Source organism: Nitrospinaceae bacterium (genome assembly GCA_018669005.1).
GTDB lineage: Bacteria > UBA8248 > UBA8248 > UBA8248 > UBA8248 > UBA8248.
This window is the reverse complement of sequence record JABJAL010000074.1, coordinates 22,115-38,788: the sequence shown is the minus strand read 5'-3', so window position 1 is coordinate 38,788 and position 16,674 is coordinate 22,115. Positions and strand designations below refer to the sequence as shown.

The window sequence follows — 16,674 nt, the reverse complement described above, 5'->3', positions numbered from 1 at the left end:
TTTTTATACTTTTTTCTTTTATTAATAGAATGTCATAAAATACAAATATTCAGCCTATACGAATTCTTCAAGGCAAGCCCACATAGCCATATTCCGGCTCCTGGGTGACTGCCTGTTAGCAGATACGAGATATCTCACCCGCTTGGGCATCTAGGCGCTCGTTTTGCGCTGCGACCCTTATTCAACAGGAGGAATGAAAAGAACTCGCAAAATCTGAAACATCATTTTACTCGTTTCGGTATTGCCGCTTTCGTACTCCTTGTGGCAAGCGCCTGGTGCCTTCCCAGCGCTCAGGCCTGGAAGCCCTCCCGCCCGATTGAATTCGTCATCATGGCCGGCAAGGGCGGAGGCGCAGACTGCATCACGCGTCTTATGCAAAAAATCGTGACACAAAACAACTGGTCGCCCAACCCCTTGTCCCTATCAATAAAAAAGGCGGCTCCGGCGCCGAGGCGATGCTCTACCTCAAATCGAAAAAAGGAAATCTGCACGTCATCCTGGTGACGTTGAACAGCTTTTTCACCACCCCTGCCCTGCGGAAACTTCCCGTTAGCTATAAGAACTTCACCCCCGTCTATCGCCTCGCGATGGACACCTTCCTCCTTTGAGTGAACAAAAAATCAGGCATCAAGAACATGAACGATTTTGCCAAAGCCGTGAAAGCCAAGGGCGGCAAGCGGCGCCTGACGTTTTAGCCTGCCGACTGCTGAGGCCTATGAAAATACGGGCAAGAGCAATCTGCCCTCGCCCGTATCATTTTTCTTGAACTTAAAAATCATTCTTCAAAAATATTTTTCTCGCTCTGGGGCCCCCGGAGCCTATTCGTTCTCCACTCAGCGGAAACCCAGGTTCATATTCTTGTACCAGGGCTCAAAACCCTCTCTCGCCGAGCACCTCAAACCATCCTCGATATAATCCCATCCACAACCGCGAGCGGATCTTGCCGTCCAGGTATATCCACCCTTGCGCGGCAGCCACCCTTCAGAATCACCGTAGCGTATTTTATATACGTCCTTCTCCCGGCCCAAAATCTCGAACCTATCGCCCCGCTTAACCTCGCCCAGCGTCAAACTTCCTCCGCCAGGAACGGCATAAACAGAAATTCGGGCCATCGCCACTTCATAAACAGGCGACTCGGGCCCCAGAGGATTCTCGTTCGGCCCATTCCGATAATAAAAAGCATCGAACCAATCGTTCACCCACTCATAGGAGTTACCAGCCATCTGGACACAACCATAGGGAGAGGCATTGTCCGATAAAGCGTCCACGGGCAGGGGGCACTTGACCTCGCTCCCCTCATACTGGGCGTGTGCGTGCGTCGGCTCATCATTGCCCCACGGGTATTTTCTCCCGTCGCCGCCACGCGCCGCTTTTTCCCATTCCGCCTCAGAGGCAAGACGCTTGCCAATCGACTTGCAGTAGGTTTCGGCCTCATTCCACGAGACGCTGACAACCGGCTGCCTGGGTCCAACGAAATCATCTTTAGAAAACGAAGGCGGGGCATCAAAAGCTTTCGTCTCCTCCAGAAAGCGGCGATACAGCTCGTTAGTCACCTGATATTTATCGATCCAATAACCCGAGAGATTAACCTCGCGCTCGGGTTGCTCATCATGATCACCCAGATCGGAACCCATCAAGAACGGGCCGGTGGGCACATAAACCATCGTTGAACCATCCCGGCTCTCCCGCTCCCGGATTTGCTCTCTCATCAAAGTCTCCAATTCAAAACCGGCGGCGACGAAAAAGGACGGGGCCCGCTGTCGGGCCCCGTCCGGATTCGCCACTAAGGAAACAAAGTGTTCCCTCCGTGTATTCGAGCTACTACTTCTTCTTCGAGGGGTCTTCACCCATCTTGAAGGGAATCACGCCTGGCATCGACCATTCGGTCCACATCTTCTCTATCTCGCCCTCGAAGTAGGTATAGTCTTCCTCGATCCAATGGTGGAAACGACCCTGCGCCTCGAGATACTCGCGAACCGACTTACGTTTGCGGCCACCGTAGACGTGGCGAGCCGAAACGCCCGTGTAGACCAACTCACCGTTCGTCATCTCCCAGAGCGGGAAGAGGCCACTTTCAACAGCCAGCTCGCCCAGCTTGTGCGAATAGAAGGGATCGAAGTCCCAGCCCTTCGGGCACGGGTCGAAGGTGTGAATGAACGAGGGGCCCGGCTCTTTAAGACCTTTTCTGACCTTGTCGATCATGTCGGCCGGATACGACGCGTCGGCAGTCGCCACATAGTTGCAGCGGGTGTGGCCAACGGCGTAAAGCGCCGCGATGTTCTTCTTCCAGTTCTTGTACATAATCCGGATCTTTTTGCCCGGCGGAGTGAACGTAGTGTTCGCGCCCCAGGGCGAGGAGCCGGAGATCTGAATATCTGTGTTCGCATACGACTCGTTGTCGTAGCAAATGATCAGAATATTGTAGTGCTCGTGCATGAGCGCAGCCGAGATGGACGAGACGCCCATGTCAACACCACCACCATCGCCGCAAAACGCGATGACGTTGATGGGCTCTTCTTTCATCTTGCCCTTGCGCATCAGGGCGCGTAGAGCGGCTGCGGTACCGGTAGCCGCCGAGCCCGCGGAGCCGAGCTGGGTGTGCATCCATGGAACAACCCATGGCGTGCTGTAGTAGGTGGTGTTGGCCACGTACATGCAGCCCGTGCTGCCGAGAATGATGCTGCGGGGACCGGCCGCCTTCGCCATGAGGCGCATGATGAGGGCGCTCTCGCAACCCTGACAGGTCCTGTGTCCGCTGGTGTAATACTCTTCAACTGCCTTCTCCGGAATCTGGTTTACCCGCTGTGTCAGCGGAAGATCCTGTGTTCCGATATGGTAAACGGATTCAGCCATGGTTTATCGCACCCCCATCCAGGTAACTTCGTTATCGGGTTTTCCGCTCTTAATCGTCGCGAGGACCTGATCGGTCATGCTCCTGACGTCCTCAAGAAGAACTTCCCTGCCGCCGAGGCCGCAGACAAATCCCTTCATGAACGGCTGATTGTCGGCGCCATAGAGCGCCGCCTTCACTTCGTTGAACAAAATACCGCCATCATGCGGCGAGCCAAAGGAGTAGTCGCGATCGATAACCCCCACAGCCTTGAAGCGTGAGAGCGAGTCCCGAAGCTCGTTTGTCGGGAACGGGCGCACCCACTTGAGGCGAACCATTCCCACTTTGATGCCGTCCTTGCGCATTTCACGGATGGCCACCTTCACCGGCAGGCTCATCGTCCCCATGCCAACGAGAACGACATCAGCATCATCCGTCATGTACTCCTCGAGGAAGGGATCGACATCGGCTCCGAAGATACGGCAGTAGTCCTTGTGAACCTCTTTGAGCACCGTGTAGGCGTTCTTTGAAGCCTCGCTGCTCTGGCGACGCACTTCCATCAACCAATCTTCGTTCGCCTGAGGGGCGATGGTAATGGGGTTGTCCGGATGGAGAAGGAGATCGCCCCTGTCGTAGGGTGGCAGGAACTCGTTGACCTGCTCCTGGCTCGGCACGGTGACCGTGGCCTGGCTGTGGGTCAGGAAGGCACCGTCCATCGCGATTGCACAAGGCAGAAACACCCTCGGGTCCTCGGCGACGCGATAGGCCATGAGACCCATCTCGACCGACTCCTGCGGCGTGTCCGGGAAATTAATCATCCAGCCCAGGTCACGCACCAAAAGCGCGTCGTTGTGCTCGGTGCCGAATGCGCCGGGATCGTCCAGCGCACGGCAGCCGACCAGTGCCACCATCGGAAGACGGAGGCCAGCGGTCACGGCAAGAGGCTCCATCGCATAGAGCCAGCCCACGCCGCTCGATCCGGTGAACACGCGCGCACCGCAAGCCGAGGCGTGCTTCACGACTTCAAATTGGCCGTGTTCGCTCTCGGCCGGAATATAGTCTGCGTCAAACTCGCCATTGGCGATCATGCGCGAGACGAACTGCATTACTGTGTCATAGGGGCGAATCGGGTAGGCGGTGAGGACATCCACATCGGCCAGACGGCAGATGTGGGCCATCACCTCGCTTCCCGTAAGAAGCTCGACTCCCGCGCCCTTGTCTACGGCTGTTGCCATCTTATCAACTCCTATTAGAGATCCTTGAGGGATTTGGTCTTGAAGTTAGAGTCGTTGTGCCCGCTCTCGAGCCCGAGACCTGAGAAAGCGCCGGCGAGGCCCGTAATCGGATGCCGGTTTTCAACCTTGCCCTTCGAGCTGGCGTTCGCCACATATTTCTCGAATGCGGGCTTGTCGTCTTTCCACATCATGTACTGGCTGTCGCGTTCCTCGAACACCACTTCGTTGACCATGTTGATGCAGTCGGCAACAGGGCAAATCGCCTCGCAGACGCCGCAACCGCAACACGCTTCCATGTTCGGGTCGAAAAATCCGTCCGGCGTCACGTCGAAGACCGAATCCGGGCAGGCAACCCAGCACAGGGTGCATTTTGTGCATTTGTCAAAGTTCAGCACAGGGCGCATCGAGCGCGTAGACCACTTTTTAAAGTACTCATTACGGCCCGGCACGTAACCACCGTCCGAGTCGCCATACTTGTTGTGGCCGCCAACGGAGTCAATCACCACGCCCAGGCGCATGTCCTTCCAACCCAGGAGCTCGAATGTGAATGGAGTTTCCGTGTTGCCCTCGCCCGCCTTAATCTCATCAGAGCGTGCATCCTCGTAGCTTGCGCGAGCGGTCTCAACATGCTCATCGCCACCAACGTTCTCGCGGATGGCAGCCTCAAGCGAGGCCATCGAGCAAATCTCGGGGCAAGCCTTGAGGGCTGTGCCGAGGCAGCGAGCGTCGGTCCCGTCATCCTTGTAAACAAACAGGCCCGCAAAGCTGGGCTCGCTTTTAATAATGGACAGGTTGAAGGGGGTGTCCCTCCGATGCATATGCTTAACAAGCTCATCGGAAGAATTGTTTGACGTGATGATGAGCGTTCCGCCCGGCTTCGTCACCGCGTTGAGCGGCTGGAGACCATACCAACCCCAGGACTCGATCCCCTTGGTCAGGGTGTCGTCCACACAGATGGATACGTCCACCTGCTTGGGCTCGTACTGAGCCGCAATCTCCTCAAGCTCCTCTTTGGTGTCGGCGATGTAGCCGAACAGCTTGCAGGGTATGCCGTTACGCTCGGGCGAGTCACTGTAGCGCCCAAACGAAATTCCCTGTTTGCTGTCCTTCACCGCGGCGAGGACAAACGTCCTGGAAATCTTATTGGCGAGGAGCCGCTGAAAAATCCCTCGGTAGATAACTTCATATGAGACAATACTCACAACTTGTACCTCCCTTCCCTATTTGAATTCGCCATGTTCACGATTTCAAAAAACTGCCAGTGAATGGATCGAAAAAAATCCTGAATATTTTCTCTCCCCCGATAACCTCCTCCTATAAAAATGTTCATGAAAACTAAACGCCCGGCCCCCCTTTCGGCCAAGAGCAATTCAAACGCCTACAAATCCATCTATGTCCAACTTTTAATTCACCCCGCCTTAGGATTCTGGGGGAAATTCTTCATCCTCCTCTAATGAATCCTGGGCGCCGACTTCTCCGCCCTCAATTTCGATGAGATGGCTAATCATCGAGGTGACGGCGTCATTTTCATTCTTAGCCTTGATGGCATTAAAAATTTTCAAATGCGTCTCTAAAGAACGTATCCGGCCACTCATATCGCGAACCGAGCGTTCTCGAAGATCACGAAGCGAGGAGAGCAATGTTCGCACTAGCGATTCAAGAAATTCATTTTTAGCGGCCTTGGCCAGAGCCATGTGAAACTGCGTGTCCTCCTCGATGCCGCTGGCGCCAGATTCAACTTCCTTGCGCTGGCGAGTAAGAATCAAATCGAGCGCCTTGAGCTCATCTTCATTAGCCCGTTCGGCAGCAAGAGCGGCAATCTGGGGCTCAAGTACCCGGCGCGCCTCGAAAAGAAGATGGATGCCGCTATCTTCCCCCGAAATTCGAGCTGAGAGCACTGGAACCAGAGACTCAGGGGTGGCAACTATAAAAGTGCCTTCCCCCTGGCGTGTTTCAACGAGATTTGCCGACTCCAGGGCGCGAGTTGCCTCGCGAACCGAATTTCGCCCCACACCGAAACGCTCACCGAGTTCTCGCTCGGAGGGCAACTTGTCGCCAAGCTTGAGTTCTCCATTGAGAATCAGCGAGGTAATCTGAGATACGATTTCCTCATAAACCCTAATTCTGCGAACAGCCTGAAGTTGGGGCTGAATTGCCAAGTACACATCTCCGAGGCGAGAGCACTTATCCGGTTATCAAGATATGGAGTCATCCTACCAGTTGGGTAAATTTAACAACCACACAAGGTTCAGTCAACTATATTCACCAAAAAACACCATTTATTCTCAAATGCCATGAAAGATATAATTTACTTCATATTATCCATGTATCCAATTGTTACAAAATAACATATATGCCATAAATTATGTCACTTCCGCCCCTATTGCTCTCCATGTTATAATCGCAATCGAAAGAAAATAAAATATTTTTATTGGAGCTCTTCCTTGAATCGCAAACTTACTCTTGCCCTCCTGACGATTGGCCATTCAGCCGAGCACTGGTATTTGGGGGTCATGGGACCTGTATTGCCCTTTTTAGTAGCCGATCTGAACATCTCTCTCACCCAGGTTGGGCTCTTGTTCGCCGGACGCTCCGTCTTCAGCGCCCTGTCGAGCGCAGGTACCGGCTACGTGACAGATCGCCTTGGGGGCGGCAAATGGTTACTTGTCGTCTCCCTAGCAGGGATTGCGATAGTTTATGGCGCAATGAGTCTGACGACGGGATTCCTTACCCTTCTCCCACTCTTTTGGCTTAGCGGCCTGATATCACACTTATGGCATCCCCCCTCAATGGGCCTTCTCGGCAATTTGTTTTCTGATAGACGAGGATTCGCCCTGGGTTTTCATGGCACGGGCGCCAATATCGGACAAACTCTTGCTCCCCTAGCGGCTGGGTATATTCTTCTTTCGATGTCATGGCGCGGAACATTTGCCGTTAACATGCTCCCGGTTCTACTCGCCGCGTTCTTACTCGCCATTTTTCTCTCGCCATTCAACCTGAACAAATCGAAATCGAAGGAAACTGCTTCAACTTCCACAAGTTTTATCCAGCCCCTTTTTACGAATCCCCTCCTCGGCGCAACTGCTCTCATCGCGGGCTCTCTCACGGTGGGACACCACGGCCTCATCACTTTCCTGCCTATCCTATTGGTATCCAAGTACGCGGCCAGCCCAGAGTGGGTGGGCATCTGCCTGAGTCTGTACGCAGCGTCCGCCATCATCCCCGAAACGTTCGTAGGCTATGTTTCGGACAGGATTTCACGCAAATTCGTTCTCATATCCGGCCTCATTATTGGCGGCGTATCCATGCTGGCCATCCCCAGCCTGGCAGCGGGGCCGTATGTACTCATTCCTCTGATAACTATCGGAATATTTCTACGCTCATTGCGGCCCGTGATTTTCGCACATGCCCTTGACGTGGCACCCCCACACCTAAAGGGGAGTACCGTGGGCCTGCTCTTCACAACTAACCAGTGTTTTTCAGGAGTGGGTCCTCTTATCGCAGGCATGTTGTCGGACATCTATGGCGTAGACATGGCAATATGGTTTTTTGGAAGTCTGACGCTGGCCATTCTTCCGCTCTTTGCTTTTCTCCCGCAATTCACTCAAAAAGTGGGGGAAGATACCACTGCTGCCATCGAGGGAGAGTCCTCCGCTTAGACCCCTCTATGCCACCGGGAGCACGCGCTTGTGAGTACCCCGATTCAAGATCACCCCGGTTTCGATCAAATCGAACGCCTTCTCTCGGGTGGCATGCCCTCACGCGCCACAGCCGAGCTACTCACATCCATTGGCTTCAACAATCAAGAGCGCGCCGCCAGAGGCCTTCAAACGCTGGCCCTTCACCCGTCCTTCCCCAGAGATGACACGAAGTTTTTACTCCAATTCCTCGAATCGATTGGCGAAACATTCGAACCCGAGCAAGCGCTGACCAATCTTGAGCGCATACTTGAATCGAGGGAAAATCCCGACGCGTTACTCAACACCCTCCGGCGCTCAGGTGAGCGACGTGCCGTCGTATTGACCCTTGCGGGGGGAAGTCAGTTTCTCTCCGACACCCTACTGCGCCACCCGGAATTTTTGGACTGGATTCTCCGGCCTTCCACGCTGCGCGGAGAGAGAACGAAACAGAAGATGTTCTCAGAGCTTTGGCGCTGGGTCCGAGCCGCCGAGGATGAACCCAACGGCCCGGCCAACGCGATGCGAAAATTTCGCCAGCGTGAATACCTCCGCATCGGTGTGCGCGATCTTCTTAGGTGGGCCTCGATGGCGGAAACAACGCAGGCTCTTTCAAATCTTGCGGACATTACGCTGGAGGCCGCCCTACGTATATCCCAGGGCGAGCTCCACACCCTCTACGGGAAACCCCGCTGGCGCGCACCTGACGGTGGGCGTCTTGCCTGCGAATTCGCTGTGATCGGAATGGGGAAACTTGGGGGACAGGAACTCAACTTTAGCTCGGACATAGACCTGCTTTTCATTTACTCATCGGATGAAGGAGGCACGACCGGTGTCCGCGATCCGTATACAGGGAAAAGAAAAGGCCAGATAAGCAATCATGACTTCAGTGTTCGCCTTGCGCAGAGAGTCATTCAATTGATGGCCGAGAATACCGAGGAAGGACACATATTCAGAGTCGATATGCGCCTGAGACCTGAAGGCGCCCAGGGTGCCCTGTCCTATTCCCTTCGAAGCTGCGAGGTCTACTACGAATCGTGGGGAGAAACATGGGAGAGGCAGGCCATGATCAAGGCACGTCTTTGCGCGGGCTCTGAGCAATTGGGTCAGGCCTTCCATCAAATGATTCGTCCATTTATTTACAGGCAAACTATGGACGTGAGCGCTCTCGATGAAATCGCCAGGATCAAGGACAGGATCAACAGCAAACTGGCCGAGAGCGGACGAGAGCACCTGAACATTAAGCTTGGCGAGGGCGGCATCCGCGAAATCGAATTCATCATTCAATCTTTCCAGTTGATATACGGGGGAAAGGAGAGCCTCCTCCGGGAGGCGAATTCACTCCACGCTCTTTCCGTCATCAAGCAACTCGGATTGCTGCCCATCGATGATTGCGAGGGGCTGGCCATGGCATATATTTTTCTCCGAGACATTGAGCACCGCGTTCAGATAATTCACGGCTTGCAAACCCACGAGCTACCCGCCGATGCGCATGGCCTAACCGTTTTAGCCCGAAAAATGGGATTTCGGGTTGACGGCCACGAAAGCGAAAAAAATGCGTTCGAGGAAGAACTAAGAAAACACCAAGACCATGTCGGCAAAGTTTTTGAAAATCTATTTCGACGCGAAGACTCTCAACAAAAAACAGAACCCAAAAAACCGACACCTGCCGCGCCAGCAAGCGCCGAAACCCTGGAAGATTCACTATCTCCCTCGGATCTGGCGCCATACAATTTCGCGGACCCTGATTCGGCTAGCGGACGCCTCAGACTACTTCGGAACGGCGAGCCCTTTCAGCATATCAGCGCACGGGCAAAGCGCTCTTTCGATGAACTGCTTCCCCGCATCCTCTACCTCACGCTGGCTCTTCCCGACCCAGACAAGGCGGTGGCCAATTTGTGCCGCTTTGTTGAAAAAGGCGGAGGGAGAGAGGCTGTCTTTACCCTCCTGGGTGAATCCGACCGCATGTTCGAAGCGCTACTAAAGCTTTTCGGCTCAAGCGACTATTTGTCCGACATCTTAATTCAGCAACCCGCAGTTTTCGACACCATTATTCAGGCTGGCGTTTTAACTGAATCGAAAAACCGTGAATCGCTTCATTCGGACATTCATTTGGCCACACAGAACATATCCTCGATGGCAAAACGTTTTGGCGCACTCGCATCCGCAAAGCGAGGTGAGGAATTCATTATCGGCATGCGAAGCATTCTAGGGGAATCGGACATTATCGAGACGCTAACCGATCTGACGAATCTAGCGGATGTGGTAGTAAAAATTGGGCTCTCAATCGCCGAGGAGGAAATGCGCGCGCTCCATGACAAGCCTGGAGCGGACAAAGAAACAACCGGGTTCGCGATAATTGGACTAGGTAAACTTGGTAGCTGCGAAATGAATTTCGGCTCCGACCTGGACCTGATTTTTGCCTACAGCGGCGCCTCAGGCACCACCTCGGAGAACCCCTCCAACAAGGGGCAGGAGAAAAAAACATCACGAGGCACCCTTTCACCCCACGATTATTATCTAAGAATAGCTACCACCCTGAGGGACGGCCTCACAGCTCCCGAGGCCGGAGACCGCGCCTATGAAATCGATTTACGGCTCCGCCCGGAGGGCCAAAAAGGCGGACTCATCGTACCTATCGAACAATTCAAAACCTATTTCGACGGTCGCGCCGAGAGTTGGGAAAAACAAGCGCTTTGCCGAGCTCGCCATATCGCGGGCTCCAAAGATATCGGGGAACAATTCATGGCGCTTTCAACGAAATTCGTTTACGAAAGCCCCCTTCCAGAGGATTTCGCCGGCGAGGTAGACCATATGCGCCACCGCATGGAGCGTGAGCTGGCGCGCGAATCGGAGGGGAATGTCGACATCAAGCTTGGCATGGGAGGAATTGCCGACATCGATTTCATCGTTCAATTTCTCCAAATCACTCAGGGCCAAGACAACCCCTCCCTTCGCCGCCCGGATTCATTTGGTGCCATTCAGGCTTTCTATGAAGCCGGTCTCCTTTCGGAAACAGAAAAGAACACCCTCTCAGAGTCCTACCAATTTCTTCGTCTCGTGGAGAACAGGCTGCGCATCGCAAATGCACAATCGCTCCACACACTTCCCAAATCCCCCGAGGAGATGGAAATTCTCGCTCGGCGCATAGGATACGAGGACGACGAGGACGGGAGCAGCCGCGCAAAACTACTATCGGATTATGAAAAACACACACATCAAGTGAGAGAAATTTACAGAAAAATCATGTCAGGAGTGGACGAAAAGCGACCATTAAAGTAACAATCATCCCATCTATTCATCGCATAAAAAGCTTAAAACACATTCAAAGGTTTTCATGTTGAAGATCAACGGCAAGCGCCTTCAAAGATCGATGGAAGAAATGGCAAAAATCGGAGCCACACCGGGAGGTGGCGTCAATCGGCTCACCTTGAGCGACGAGGACCGAGAGGCGAGAGACCTTTTTTCCAGGTGGGCAAGAGAAGCAGATCTTTCCATCAATATTGATGAGATGGGAAACATGTTCGCCCGGCGGGAAGGTGAGGACAAAGACGCCCCGCCTCTCATGGCGGGAAGCCATCTCGATTCAGTACCTAACGGAGGCCGTTTCGACGGCTCGCTCGGGGTGCTGGCAGCCTTGGAAATTATCAGAAGCATGAACGAGCAGGACCTCGCCACCAGGCGCCCTATTGAGATTGTGAACTGGACGAACGAGGAGGGCCCACGATTTCCACCCTCCATGCTCGGCAGCGGTGTTTTCGCCGGCGCTTTTAAGCGGGATTTCGCCTACGAGGTCAGGGACTCAAACGGAAAGCGGTTTGTCGATGAGTTGGAAAGAATAAGCTACCGAGGAGAGATTCCTTGCCGCCCAAGGCCATTTGGCGGCTACCTGGAACTCCATGTCGAACAGGGCCCTGCCCTCATCACAGAAGGCACTCAAATAGGTATCGTCGAAGGCATACGCGGCCTCACCTGGCTGCGCATCACAATGAAAGGTGTCCGTGATCATGCGGGCCCCACCCCGATGCACATGAGAAAAGACGCTCTCGTCGGTGCGGCAAGAACGATCACAGCCATCAGGGATATTCCCTCGAAAATAGATCCCGATCTGGTGACGACGGTGGGCGAAATAAACGTTTCTCCAAACGCGATCAACGTCATCCCCGAGCGGGTGATATTCTCGGTCGATTTTCGCCATCAAGATGAATCGATACTCAAGCGGACATATGATGCGGTCTTGGAAGCGGCCGAGTCCGCCGCTAAACAAGAAGGCCTTGAACTTGAAGTCAAAGATCTGGGAAGCTCAACACCTATCGCATTCGATGAAAGCGTCACCGAAGCCATAGAGAACGCCTGCGAAAAGTTGGGATATACCCACATGCGCCTCTGGAGCGCCGCCGGACATGATGCACGCTATGCGGCAGACCTATGCCCCACGGCTATGATATTCGCCCCGAGCGTGAACGGAAAAAGCCACGCCGAAGATGAACTCACAAACTGGGAGGACGTCACCCGAAGTTGCGAGGTTCTAGGGAGCACCCTTATTCATCTGGCTAATCTACCCTGAATTTTTATTCACACGGAAAGAGAGATCAAAAATGGCAAAAATCAAATGGAAAAATGGCGCAAAATGCGCCGTCTGCCTCACCTTCGACGTAGATGGCGAATCCCTATGGATAGCCCGGGACCCGCACCTAGGTCACAGGCCGATTCACAATGCCATGGGCGCCTACGGCCCCAAGGTGGGCGTACCCCGGATCATCAAGCTATTGAAGAAATATTCCATCCCAGGGACTTTCTTTCTCCCGAGCTGGACGGCGGAAAAATGGCCGAAAATGACGGAGAACATCATGAAAGGTGGCTATGAGATCGGCCACCATGGCCACCTTCACGAAAAACCCTTTCAAATGGCCGATGTCGTAAGAGAAGAGGAACTTATTGAGCGCGCCCTGGATATTCTGGAGAGAATGACCGGCAAGAAACCCACCGGCTCGCGAACACCCTCATGCGATCCCGGGGCGCACACTATGGATCTTCTCAAGAAACACGGACTTCACTACCACTCAAATCTAATGGACGATGATTGGCCCTACTATCACCCGAACGGCCTCGTCGAGCTTCCAACGAAGTGGACTCTCGACGACTTCATTTTCTTTGGCTTCAGTGGCAGCCCACCGTTCGGCAATGGTATTCAGGACGCCGAATCGGTCTATTCGATGTGGGTTGAGGAGTTCGAGGGAACCTATGAGGAGGGCGGCTACATCAACTTCATGTGCCACCCCCAGACCATCGGACAGCATCACCGCATCAGGATGATGGACCGGCTGGTCAAGCACATCATGGACAAAGGCGATTGCTGGTTCGCCACGACCGGCGAAGTCGCCCGCGAATGGGCAGGACAGGTCAAGCCACCCAAGGGCGCCAAGAAAGCCGCCAAAAAATAGATATGGCCGATTCTGTTTGGAGTTCTCTTTTTATCTGCCTCGGGTGGAGCGCGTTCGGCTTGGCGCACAGCCTCTTTTGCCGAGGTTGGGTGAAGCGAGCAGTCGAGCGGCTCATGGGCTCTGCCTTCTTGGCCGGGCTCTACCGCCCGCTCTACGCGGCGACATCAACTTCGATATTGCTCTGGCTATGGGTCATGCCCCATGACCTTAAAGGAGATGCCAATCTTATCGAGCTTACCGGTGTATTGAGAATTCTGCCCCTAGTCGCAAAAGGCGGGGCAGTTTTGTTGATCGCAGTCTGTTTTCGCGATATTAATTTTTGGGAATTTATCGGCACCGCCCAATTTGGGAGGTGGCTTTCGGGAGAAACGAAGAATCTGGCCCCCACCGAGCCCGAAGATTTCCCCTTGGTGCAGCAGGTCGAACCACTCGCGATGGGCGGGCTCTATCTTTGGGTGAGGCATCCTCTGAACACTGCAGCCTTCCTCTGGATCTGGGCTCAGCAGACCTACACGTTCCACAGCGTCACCTTCGCTGCATGTCTGACGATCTATATTCTCATCGGCAACCGCTTTGAGGAACGCGATCTGATCAAGCGCTACGGAGCCTCATATGAGCGCTACCGCGAAACCGTGCCATCCTTTATAGGTGGCATATTTGGAATTTCCGGGCGGGCGAAAAAACTTCGCGACATAGCCGTGGAAAATCCACCCCCTAGCTAGCGATTGGCGAGAGCCAACCCAGGATAACGCCATAGATGGCATGAGCGACAACAGCTGTCTGCCAGGCTCGGGGATTTGCCTTCATGGCAAAAAATCCGTGTTTTGTGATAAACGGATTGAAAAAGCACTGAGAGAATATCAACAGAATCCCACCGAAAATCAGCCCGCGCACAACGTTTGATCCCGACATCATCGGACCGACCACTGTCGCATAGAAAAGAGCAAAAACAATTCCATTCAGATGAACAGCGATAAACCCCAGAACATAGGGTGGGCTCCCACCATAAGATTCCCCGAACAGGAGCATCGAGAGCCCTTTGCCAAAATCAAGCTTCACCATTCCAACACGATCCGCCGTCAGGGCAAAAGCCATATGACAATAAGTCGCCAAAAAACCCGCTACCGCGACCGTCAGCATAAAATCGAGCTTCATTTTTTACCTCCACAATCTAGAGAGCGATATAGAAACAATACTATGAAGTTCCTATACACGCAAAAAAAGGGGGCACCACATAGCGCCCCCTTTTTTTGCAAGATGTTCAATTCACACGATCAAGCTTCATCAACCCGTATATTCGACGATGTGCATGCCGCCGCCGTTTCTGTCGATGAGGTACATACGCCCTTCCTCGTCCATACCCACGTCATTAGACTGGCAACATCCCTTGCCGAAGTTCATTTCGGGAACAAAGCAGCCCACTTCAGTGGGATTGAAAGGATCCGATATGTCCACCGCGCGAAGCCCTGAATTGAAATAGGTTAGGAAAATAATGTTCGGCCAAGGATTCTTCCCTGGCTTGTATTCGAGAATATTATGGGCGCCATAGCGCAGGCCTCGATCGAAATACTTTTCCCGATCCGGCATGTAGGTCGCTATCGGAATGGGTTTCGTCTCATCTCGAATATCAACGATCCACATGAACTGACTTTCCCTATAGGCAGTGTGATCGCGCGCCTCGTCGGTCACCACGACATAGGGCCGATCATCAACGGGCCATACCGTGTGCGTCGAGCCGATAAACGGTGGTGCCCAGCAAAGGTCCGAGATGTGCTTGACGTTTTTTATATCCGAGCAATCTGCGATGCCCATGCCACCTCCCCAGAAGCCGCAGAACATCCTGTCATCGCGGATAATTGCCGGGCCATGGCATTGTGTTCTTCGCTCCATCGTCTCGGGCTCTTCGTAGGGGAGATTTAGCGCTAGGTCCTGCTCTGGCAGACCCCAAAGGCTGAGTAGTTCGGGCTTGAGCGGGTCGCTAATGTCCACCGTCCAATTCACCCGGCCGCGCCAACCCTCGACCGCATCGTTAGGGAAAAATGCCAGTTGGCGCTCGTTGTCCACTCCAAAGCGATGAGGCCCGGTGCCGGGCATGTCATAAAATCCCACTTCCTTGGGATTCGCCGGATCGCTGATGTTGAAGATCTGAATGCCTGCGCGGGCGCTCTTACCTTCGGGCGTATGAAGCTGCTCGTTGTTCACGTAGAGCAAATCATCACCGACAACCCGCAGCTTGTGGTTATGGATTCCGGGACCCGCCTTCACCTCCCCTACTTTTTTCGGTTTCGTGGGGTCCGAGACATTGTGAATCGTAAATCCTTCGGGGCCGTCATAGCCCGAGGTCCCTACGGCGCCCACATAAGCAAACCCTTTGTGAACCTCGACAAGGCTCCCCCCACCCCACGCCGCACTAGGGTCGTGACCTAAAAGTTTAAAATTCTTGGCTTCAGCCGGATCACCTACTGCCCCTACTGTCATTGCTTATCTCCTGATTAGAGTCAAATAATTTAGTCCTTATCTTCATATACTTCGATTACGCGTGCACAGTCATCCTCTTTCCAACCCGCCGCCTCGGCACGCTGGAACATATCGAGCCCGGCGGCTGTCATGGGTACATCAAACCCCAGATCCTTGGCCAGATCGACACAAAGCCCCAGATCCTTGACATAGATGCCCACCGAGGCATGCGGCGTGAAATCCCTATCAAGGATTTTTTCGCCCTTCAAATCAAGAACATGGCTGGCCGCCGCGTTAGAGCCGAGACACTCCAACATCAATTCTTTAGAAAGACCAGAGCGCTCGCCCAGCAACAATCCCTCCGAGAGTAAGGCCACACCTGCGTTCACTATCAAGTTCGTTACAAGTTTCATCGCACAGGCCGAGCCGTTCTTCCCTGTATAAGTAACGCTCTTCCCCAGCGGCGCGATAACCGGAAGGATTCGCTCGAAAACCTCCTTTTTTCCGCCCACCATATAGGCCAGCGTTCGCGACTCAACATGTGGAACAGTCCCTGAAACGGGAGCATCCACCATTTTCACCCCTTGTGCAGCAAGTTTTTCGGCCAGCCCGGCCGACCACTCGGGATGCATCGTACTCATCTCAATGAGGATGAGCCCTTTATTTCCGGCAGAGACAATACCGGCGGGGCCAAGCGTGTTTTCTTCAATGTGCTCGGGTTTAAGAAGCATGGTGAAAACGATATCAGAGCGCTCGGCCACCTCACGGCCCGAGGCCGCCGAAAAGCCACCCGCCTTTTCAAGCATTTGCCCCCGAGCAGGGTCAATATCGTATCCGCTTACCTCATGGCCGTCCGCCATGAGACTTTTCGAAAGTGGCAGACCCATCTTTCCGAGTCCAATAAACCCAAGCTTCTCGCCCATGAAAAATTCCCCCTCGTCTTGTGACATGAACGACGGGCCAACCATCGAGCAAACTCGAACCCGCCTTCATCAGACATTCCGTTCCGAATTCTTGAGCTTTCAGCACTA

Annotated in this window: 14 protein-coding genes; 6 read left to right on the top strand and 8 right to left on the bottom strand. The window is 53.7% G+C overall.

Features of this window, described 5'->3' with window-relative positions:
- The first annotated feature begins 455 nt into the window (after positions 1–455).
- Positions 456–608: a hypothetical protein gene (locus HOJ95_11815; protein MBT6395387.1), complete on the top strand. Its 153-nt coding sequence runs from the start codon at positions 456–458 to the stop codon at positions 606–608.
- Between the two features lie 225 nt (positions 609–833).
- Here the strand turns inward: HOJ95_11815 and HOJ95_11810 are convergent, their stop codons facing one another.
- From HOJ95_11810 to HOJ95_11790, 5 genes are all read right to left on the bottom strand, one after another.
- Positions 834–1,709, bottom strand: coding sequence for an SUMF1/EgtB/PvdO family nonheme iron enzyme (locus tag HOJ95_11810; protein ID MBT6395386.1), 876 nt, complete (start codon positions 1,707–1,709; stop codon positions 834–836).
- A 112-nt stretch (positions 1,710–1,821) separates the two neighbouring features.
- Positions 1,822–2,853: a pyruvate synthase gene (locus HOJ95_11805; GenBank protein ID MBT6395385.1), complete on the bottom strand. Its 1,032-nt coding sequence runs from the start codon at positions 2,851–2,853 to the stop codon at positions 1,822–1,824.
- A gap of 3 nt (positions 2,854–2,856) precedes the next feature.
- A complete protein-coding gene (locus tag HOJ95_11800) occupies positions 2,857–4,065 on the bottom strand; it encodes a pyruvate ferredoxin oxidoreductase (protein MBT6395384.1) in 1,209 nt (402 codons plus the stop codon).
- A gap of 14 nt (positions 4,066–4,079) precedes the next feature.
- Positions 4,080–5,267, bottom strand: coding sequence for a hypothetical protein (locus tag HOJ95_11795; GenBank protein ID MBT6395383.1), 1,188 nt, complete (start codon positions 5,265–5,267; stop codon positions 4,080–4,082).
- Positions 5,268–5,483: 216 nt separating this feature from the next.
- Positions 5,484–6,224 (bottom strand): FadR family transcriptional regulator, encoded by a 741-nt coding sequence (locus tag HOJ95_11790; GenBank protein MBT6395382.1) that lies wholly within the window; start codon positions 6,222–6,224, stop codon positions 5,484–5,486.
- Positions 6,225–6,509: 285 nt separating this feature from the next.
- Here HOJ95_11790 and HOJ95_11785 point away from each other — a divergent pair, with 285 nt between their 5' ends.
- The 5 genes from HOJ95_11785 to HOJ95_11765 all read left to right on the top strand — a co-directional run bounded on the left by HOJ95_11785 (position 6,510) and on the right by HOJ95_11765 (position 13,908).
- The gene (locus HOJ95_11785; protein MBT6395381.1) at positions 6,510–7,724 is read left to right on the top strand and encodes an MFS transporter; all 1,215 of its coding nucleotides are present in this window, start codon (positions 6,510–6,512) and stop codon (positions 7,722–7,724) included.
- Between the two features lie 30 nt (positions 7,725–7,754).
- Positions 7,755–11,024 (top strand): bifunctional [glutamate--ammonia ligase]-adenylyl-L-tyrosine phosphorylase/[glutamate--ammonia-ligase] adenylyltransferase, encoded by a 3,270-nt coding sequence (gene glnE, locus HOJ95_11780; GenBank protein MBT6395380.1) that lies wholly within the window; start codon positions 7,755–7,757, stop codon positions 11,022–11,024.
- A 55-nt stretch (positions 11,025–11,079) separates the two neighbouring features.
- Positions 11,080–12,309: a Zn-dependent hydrolase gene (locus tag HOJ95_11775; GenBank protein ID MBT6395379.1), complete on the top strand. Its 1,230-nt coding sequence runs from the start codon at positions 11,080–11,082 to the stop codon at positions 12,307–12,309.
- 31 nt (positions 12,310–12,340) lie between these two features.
- Complete coding sequence (locus tag HOJ95_11770; GenBank protein ID MBT6395378.1) at positions 12,341–13,186, top strand: polysaccharide deacetylase; 846 nt, start codon at positions 12,341–12,343, stop codon at positions 13,184–13,186.
- A gap of 89 nt (positions 13,187–13,275) precedes the next feature.
- Positions 13,276–13,908 (top strand): isoprenylcysteine carboxylmethyltransferase family protein, encoded by a 633-nt coding sequence (locus tag HOJ95_11765; GenBank protein ID MBT6395377.1) that lies wholly within the window; start codon positions 13,276–13,278, stop codon positions 13,906–13,908.
- On the opposite strand, the gene HOJ95_11760 is transcribed toward HOJ95_11765, so the two are convergent.
- The 3 genes from HOJ95_11760 to HOJ95_11750 form a co-directional block, all read right to left on the bottom strand.
- Positions 13,901–14,341 carry a hypothetical protein gene (locus HOJ95_11760; protein ID MBT6395376.1) on the bottom strand — a complete coding sequence of 147 codons (441 nt, stop codon included), beginning with the start codon at positions 14,339–14,341 and terminating at the stop codon, positions 13,901–13,903. The genes HOJ95_11765 and HOJ95_11760 overlap by 8 nt on opposite strands.
- A gap of 129 nt (positions 14,342–14,470) precedes the next feature.
- Positions 14,471–15,664, bottom strand: a complete 1,194-nt coding sequence (locus tag HOJ95_11755) for a hypothetical protein (GenBank protein ID MBT6395375.1) — start codon at positions 15,662–15,664, stop codon at positions 14,471–14,473.
- Positions 15,665–15,693: 29 nt separating this feature from the next.
- Positions 15,694–16,566 (bottom strand): NAD(P)-dependent oxidoreductase, encoded by an 873-nt coding sequence (locus HOJ95_11750; protein MBT6395374.1) that lies wholly within the window; start codon positions 16,564–16,566, stop codon positions 15,694–15,696.
- Positions 16,567–16,674: the final 108 nt, after the last annotated feature.

Coding starts and splice junctions, on each gene's coding strand:
- HOJ95_11815 (MBT6395387.1), top strand. CDS start 456: ATGCTCTACCTCAAATCGAAAAAAGGAAATCTGCACGTCATCCTGGTG.
- HOJ95_11810 (MBT6395386.1), bottom strand. CDS start 1,709: ATGAGAGAGCAAATCCGGGAGCGGGAGAGCCGGGATGGTTCAACGATG.
- HOJ95_11805 (MBT6395385.1), bottom strand. CDS start 2,853: ATGGCTGAATCCGTTTACCATATCGGAACACAGGATCTTCCGCTGACA.
- HOJ95_11800 (MBT6395384.1), bottom strand. CDS start 4,065: ATGGCAACAGCCGTAGACAAGGGCGCGGGAGTCGAGCTTCTTACGGGA.
- HOJ95_11775 (MBT6395379.1), top strand. CDS start 11,080: ATGTTGAAGATCAACGGCAAGCGCCTTCAAAGATCGATGGAAGAAATG.
- HOJ95_11770 (MBT6395378.1), top strand. CDS start 12,341: ATGGCAAAAATCAAATGGAAAAATGGCGCAAAATGCGCCGTCTGCCTC.
- HOJ95_11760 (MBT6395376.1), bottom strand. CDS start 14,341: ATGAAGCTCGATTTTATGCTGACGGTCGCGGTAGCGGGTTTTTTGGCG.
- HOJ95_11755 (MBT6395375.1), bottom strand. CDS start 15,664: ATGACAGTAGGGGCAGTAGGTGATCCGGCTGAAGCCAAGAATTTTAAA.
- HOJ95_11750 (MBT6395374.1), bottom strand. CDS start 16,566: ATGGGCGAGAAGCTTGGGTTTATTGGACTCGGAAAGATGGGTCTGCCA.